The sequence below is a fragment of the Acinetobacter sp. V2 genome (assembly GCF_001188385.1).
GTDB lineage: Bacteria > Pseudomonadota > Gammaproteobacteria > Pseudomonadales > Moraxellaceae > Acinetobacter > Acinetobacter oleivorans.
On record NZ_JZFB01000001.1, the window covers coordinates 640,061 to 647,100 of the forward strand.

Annotated in this window: 4 protein-coding genes; 1 reads left to right on the forward strand and 3 read right to left on the reverse strand. The window is 38.9% G+C overall.

Annotated features, from left to right (window positions below):
- The 3 genes from UC75_RS02990 to fes form a co-directional block, all read right to left on the reverse strand.
- Positions 1–5,050: non-ribosomal peptide synthetase (locus UC75_RS02990; protein ID WP_228137045.1), on the reverse strand; the 5,050-nt coding region annotated here is incomplete at its 3' end.
- An 11-nt stretch (positions 5,051–5,061) separates the two neighbouring features.
- Positions 5,062–5,277 (reverse strand): MbtH family protein, encoded by a 216-nt coding sequence (locus UC75_RS02995; RefSeq protein WP_005305165.1) that lies wholly within the window; start codon positions 5,275–5,277, stop codon positions 5,062–5,064.
- A gap of 29 nt (positions 5,278–5,306) precedes the next feature.
- The gene (gene fes / locus UC75_RS03000) at positions 5,307–6,506 is read right to left on the reverse strand and encodes an enterochelin esterase (RefSeq protein WP_049836633.1); all 1,200 of its coding nucleotides are present in this window, start codon (positions 6,504–6,506) and stop codon (positions 5,307–5,309) included.
- A gap of 266 nt (positions 6,507–6,772) precedes the next feature.
- Between fes and UC75_RS03005 the strand changes: the two genes are divergently transcribed.
- Positions 6,773–7,040, forward strand: a 268-nt coding sequence (locus tag UC75_RS03005; RefSeq protein ID WP_164837864.1) for an SDR family NAD(P)-dependent oxidoreductase, incomplete at its 3' end; no start/stop codon positions are given.

The window sequence follows — 7,040 nt, forward strand, 5'->3', positions numbered from 1 at the left end:
ATGTATAGATTAAATATGCCGGATGCTGTGGGGTAATCACTGTTGTTTTATAGCTACTTAAATCAACCTTTGTTTCATCAAACAATTCATTAAAAGCAAAGGTGGCTATTGATTGAGGGGCAATAGCAGCTAGATCTTTTTGTTCACCAATCACAAGTTTAGATTTGGCATCCTGCAACATAAATTTGATGCGTTCAGACGGATGTTGTAAATCAATAGGTAAATAAGCTGCACCTGCTTCAATCACCGCTAAAATAGCGATACTCAGTTTGACTGATCTTGGTAGGGCAACCGCAACAATATCTCCAGCCTGTACACCTGCACTTTGTAATTGCTGGGCTAACGCACAAACTTGCAAACGCACTTCACTGAAACTGAGCTGATGATTTTCATCAGATAACGCCGTTTGTTCAGGCGTAATTCGAGCTTGTTCTCTGAGTAATTGCTGTAACGTGCTCTGGCGAACATAGTATTGGGTTTGATTCGTTTTCTGGATTAAATCGTGCTCTTCAGCCAGCTGCAAGCGATAATGACTTAGAGACGTCTCTGGTTCATTTAATGCAATTTCAATCAATTGAACCATTCGCTCTAAGAAATGTTCAGGCTGATTAATTACACCACGCTGCTCAAGTAATAGCTCAATTTGATGATCAGGGATAACTAACAAAGCAAGCGGGTAATGGCTATAACCGCGATTTGTGAGTTTGGAAATAGCGGCATCACCAAGTTTTTGCTGTAAATACTGGTTATCAGGGTAGTTTTCTACGACTAACAAACTATCGAAAAGATTGCCTTGTCCCACTAATTGCTGAATTGCACCCAGACCCAAACCATCATGTTCTAAATGTTCAACATGTAATTGTTGTAACTGAGTCAATTGTTCCCAAAGTGTTTGCTGCATGTTGAGCTTTACACGTACTGGAATCGTATTTAAAAACAATCCGATCTGCTGCTCTAAACCATTGATAGGTGCTGAACGCCCAGAAACAGGTGTACCAAACACAATATCTTCACGATGAGCATAAATATTTAAAGTCATTGCCCAAATCATTTGCATGAATACATTAAGCGTGATGCCTTGCTGACGTAATTTGTGTTGAAGTTTCGCACCCAACTCAGCACTTAAACGATATGAAGTTTCCTGTACAGCTTGCTGTGCTTGATTAAATAAAATAAGTGGCTGTAAATCTGCTAAATCACGTTGCCAAATTACTTTTGATGTTTCATGGTCACGTCCAGATAAAGCTTTAATCACTGTTTCATAACTATATTCAAGCACAGGCAATTGTTGATTAGTTTGCTGATAGGCTTTAATAAAGTCTTGTAAAAACAGCGGAGTTGACCAACCATCTGTTAACAGATGATGCACCATAATCAATAGTTCTGACTGTTCAGGAGCATGTTGAATTAAGGTTGCCCGAATTAAGCCATAGGATTGGTCGAGATGAATCGGTTGCTGCAATGCTTCTTGAATGGTTTGCTCAAGCAGATCGGGAGTGACTGAGCAAAACTGAACTGGCCAAGCTTGAGTAGGATGTAATGAATAGATAAAAACAGGTTCTTCAGCTAATTCACTATCAAAATGTCCGCCTAATTGAGGGTGACGTTTTAATACGGTAATTAACGCTTGCTGCAAACGTACCGGATCAATGTCGCCATTTAAACTAAGACGAGTAAAGGCATTATAGTTCGATTGATTTTCTACTTGAGATAAGAACAGCAAGCCTTTTTGCAAAGGAAGCAAAGGTAAAATCGTGCTGTTTTTGCCATATTTTTCTTGAACTTTTTGCTCTAGGTCTGCTGAAAATAACGGTTTTGAAACGGCCGCTTGTTGTTCATCTAAACGGGTGAGTTGCGGTGCCATAGCGGCGACTGTTTTAAATTGGAATACATCACTTGGTCTTAAGCCGTAACCACGTTGGCGTAATTGAGTACAAAGCATAATGGCCGAAATACTATCGCCACCTGTCATAAAGAAGTCGTCATCAATTCCAATTGCGTCAAGCTTAAGAACAGATGCAGTAATTTGACATAAAAGTTGTTGTTCAGACGTTTCGGCCATTCGGCTATGGGTACGAATTTGAGGCTTTGGCAGTGCCTTTTTATCGACTTTGCCACTTACATTTCGTGGAAATTCGGACATAACAGTCAGGGCAGATGGCACCATATATTCAGGCAGGTTTTGACGTAACTGACTTAAATATTGCTGACTTAATTGCTCACTGGTTTTTTCATCAAGTTCAATGTCTTTGACCACACAATAACCGAGTAAACGATGACTGTTATTAATCGGTTCTGCAATCACGACTGCGCTTTCAACATTGGCTAAAATCGAAAGTGCATTTTCAACTTCACCAATCTCAACTCGATAACCACGAATTTTAATCTGGTCATCACAGCGCCCCATAAATTCAAGTTTACCCGCGCTATTCCAGCGGACTAAATCACCTGTACGGTACATGCGCTGTCCATGTTCAAATGGATTCGCTACAAAGCGGGCAGCACTTAAGTCAGCGCGACCTAAATAACCATTGGCAATCCCAAAGCCAGAAATATAAAGCTCACCAATAACCCCAGTCGGGCATCGTTGCAAGTGGTGATCTAGTACATAAGCCTGTGTATTACCAATAGGGTTACCAATGACAGGGCGAGCTGTCTGTTTTAATTCTGCTCGGAAAGTATCAACCGTATATTCGGTTGGGCCATATAAGTTATGTGCAAAAAGTGCTGGCTGAGCATTGAGCTGTTGCCATAAAGCTAACGGTGCAGCTTCACCACCAATCAAAATAAGACTTGGATGATGCTGATTTTCAGCAAATAAGCCGTTTGTCATCATTTGCGCACAAAAAGATGGAGGCAAATCAAGTGTATCGATTTGTCGTTGCTGAATTTCTTGCACTAAACCAAATGCATCTCGACGCATGTTTTCATCAAAAATATGTAGCTCTTGGCCCCATAACATCCAGAAAACTTGTAGCCAAGATGAGTCAAATGAGAAAGAGTGTGTATGCGCTGCACGTAAGGGACGCTCAGGGAAACGCTCATTTACAGCTTCTAATACAGGCCAGTAAATGGTTGGTTTATGTGACAAAATGAGGTTGAGTAAAGAACCATGTGTGTTCATTACTCCTTTAGGACGGCCAGTACTACCTGAGGTGAAAATCACATAAGCAACATCTTGGAAATCAAATTTACGATTTTCGGCAGGAATATCACTCGCATCTTGCTTTCGAATTTGCGTTTGAACATCTTCATGATCAAGGTATAACTGCTGAATATTTTGTGGTAATTGCTGTGCAAGTGCTTGTGTGGTTAATACAAATAATGGATTGGCATCTTCACACATCATCTGCATACGATCGATTGGATAATCTAAATCGAGAGGTAAGAAACTCGCACCAGAATTGAGTACAGATAACATCACCACAACTGAGTCAATTGAACGAGGAATAGCTCCAGCAATCACAGTTTGCTTTTTGGCTCCATTTTCTTGTAAAAAACGAGTCAGTTGATTCACTTGTACCGCAAGCTCAGCAAAACTAAGATGCTGAAGGTTTGGACGTTCACCACTCACGATGGCGGTACGTTCGGGATACTTTTTAATTTGCTCATAAAAAATATCTAAAACATTATTATATTGTTCAGGATGGCTAACACGTGGACCAATACCACTTTGAGTTAGGGCAGCAAGCTCTTGTGGTGTCGTAATATTAAAATTGCTACATGCCTGTTCTGGACGAATCAAGGCTTGTTCGAGCAATAACGTTAGGCGTTGACCGTGGTTAAATAGCTCATCTTGTGTATAACGTTGCGAATCTGCACGTAGTTCGATAATCAGCTCATGATCTTGAACAATAAAAGAAAACTCAAAATCATCAATTGGTCCTGTAGAAATATGGTGTGTTTTGACCTTTTCACCATCTAACATCAAGTCTTGATCAAAAGCTTTATAGTTTAAAATAGGACCGTACATTCGTTCATGAATATCGATACTATTTAAATCTCTTAAAATTTGTTCAGCATCATATTTTTGATGTGGACGAATTTGTCGTAATTTCTCTTGTACATGTTGAGCCAAGCTTACCCAACTGTCTTTTTCAGCAACTTTAAACTTCACAGGCAAGACATTTACCGTCGGTAAGGTTGAGCGAATCGCTTTTGAACCTAAACGGCGCATGAATGGAATACCGTTAACCAAATCGGCTTTATCGGTCATTTTGTAAATATAATGTAATGACAATGACATCATCATGTCATTCAAAGATAATTTAGATTGCGCAGCCAAAGCCTGAATTTGCTCTAAAATTCCTGTCGAAAAACGGAGTTGATGCTTAATAAATGTCGCTGTGGTTTTTGCCGCTAAATGATGAGTACTTAAACTAACTGGACTAGGTAAATCTTCACAATATGCCTTCCAGAAAGCTTGGTCTATTTTAAATTGATGGCTATTTTCATAAGCCTGACGCTCAGAAATAACGTCATTGACGCCAATGAACGGAGAAATCGAAAGGTCTTTTTCTTCTTGTAATTGTTGATAGAGTTCAACAATACGTTTGGTTAGGTTAATCATGCTAAAACCATCAAGCATGATGTGGTGATAACGTTGGTACCAATACACTTTGTCATGCGTCGTAAATAACACCTGACGAAACAGTTGAGATTCACCCGCTTTAAGTGATTTAGCACATTGACGATCTGATGGCATCCAGTCCCATAAACGTTGCTGAGCTTTTTTAGGCGTTAAATGACAAAAATCAAATTCTTCAATTTGAAACTGAACTTGGTTATTAAGCTCTATAAAGGGATCTGACGGGTCAGATGAATACGAAGCAATGACCGTGTCAGCTTCATTTAAGCCGATCTGAATTGCTTTTTTAAACGTTGGGATATCGACAGTTTTTGGTAGTTCCAAACAATGCGCAATGGTATATAAATCTTCAATTGAACTTAAATGATCGGCAAGGAAAATGCCGAGCTGAGTAGATGCCAATTCAAAACGAGCTGGTTGAGAAAGGTCCGGAGTAAATTCATTATTTAATGCCTGATTCATTACAATCTCCTTTACGCTTGTTGAAAGGGGTTAATTGCAAGCCAATGCTTTTCTACATATGCGATACACGAAGCCCGTGTATCAGGTCCATGCTGAATATCCCACCCCGATGGCACCTGATGTTGAGCAGGCCATAAACTGAACTCACCTTGTTGATTTTTTAAAACCTGAAAAGACAAACTTTCATTATCGAAAGGATTAATATAGTTTTCCTGTAAGTTGCTCATGATATTGTTATCCTTGATGAAACAAATGGTTATAGTGAAAGAGTTTTTTGCAATGCCTTAAGCAAGTCAGTACGCCAGTTCACGGCATCATGTCCGCCCTGAAAAGTGTGAAAACTCACTTGATTGAATGATTGCAATTGTTGATAAAGCTGAAGGGCATCGTCCCGCATATCGGTTTCATACGTGCCGGCACTGATATAGATTTGAGTTGTTTTTGATAATTGATGAGATACGTTTTGAAGCAGTTCTAAAAGATTACCTTTATGTTTTTGCCCTAAAATACTGTTTGAAAAATTTGACCACCAATAAGATCCAGACTGCAAAATCAGGGAAGTAAAAATGGTCGGGAACAACAAAGTACTATGTAAAGCACATAAACCACCTAAACTTTGACCACATAACGTAATGTCTGTTTTAGAAATAAAAGAATATTCTTTTAAGAGTATTTCAATGAGTTCATCAACCAACGCCTGACTAAATGCATCATGGCAACCATAATCTTGTTGGCGTTGTTGACTATTTAAACTATGAACAAAAACATAAACTGCTGGACGAATCTTATTTGAATCAGTCAAATGTTGAATTTCGGGCAGAATCGAAAGCTCTCGACTCCAGATTTGACCATCAAGCAATATGACGAGTGGCAGGTCTTCTTGAGCCGATTGATGACTAATAAAAATGTCTACCAAATAGTCTTGTTGGCATAAGCGACTTGACCATTGAAATGTCTTTGTAATTGGGCAATCGTCTATGAAAGCTTTTGTGTTTTCGAGTTGAATTTGATTGATGTATCGGGCCAGATGTCCCGTATAAAACTGATGTTGATTGAATGAGTCAATTTGAGCATTTTGTTTAAGCTCCTTTTGCCACCATGAGCGTCGTGTTGCCGCACAATCTGTTTCTGGCGCTTCTTCACTAGCGGTCACTACAACATAACTACCAGTCCAAGCTAAGGGCAGCTCTATTTCAAAGAAGTACACATTTGTTCCAGCTATATGGCTAAAACGATTCCACTTTTGATAGATAGAAGGGCTCTGTGAATAAATATCAATATAGACAAAGATACTTTCTTTAGGCTCAGGACCACGCCAAACAAAGGTACAGAGCGCTTTATTTTTTTGTAGGTTAACTAGCGGACTACCTATTTTTTTAACGGTATTCCACCAGACCTCACTCCCAACATTGAGTTGTTGAAATAGGGGATGTAAGGGATGAGAAAATGGCTTCATTTTGAGTCCATCTCGACAAGAAAGCGCGGTCAAATTAACAAAATGATTCTCATTAGTAAATGAAAACAATTATCATTATAATCAATAAAAAAAGACAGGTTTTATTAAAATTATTAAAAATCAATAAAATAAGTCTAATTCTTGGTTAATAAATAACTTGATTTAGATTGTAATCTTATGTTTGATATTTATCGCACTTGATAATAATGATAATTATTTGCAATTATGTGGCGGAATTTACTATTCGAGTCAAACTGGAGTAAAACATGAGCTCTACCATCGTAGTCACAGGTGCTGCAAGAGGTATTGGAGCTGCTATTACAAAAAAATTATTGCAGCAAGGATATCAAGTGATCGGCATCGACCGACAGGAAAATCCTGAACAATGGGAAATCACACAAAAGATAGAAAGCAGTGAAATATCGCGTTGGCACGGCTTTCAGCAAGATATTACTGACCAAGAAACAACAGCGAAGCTCATTAAAGATATTTTAAACAAACATAGCGTAACGGGTTTAGTAAATGCGGCGGGCG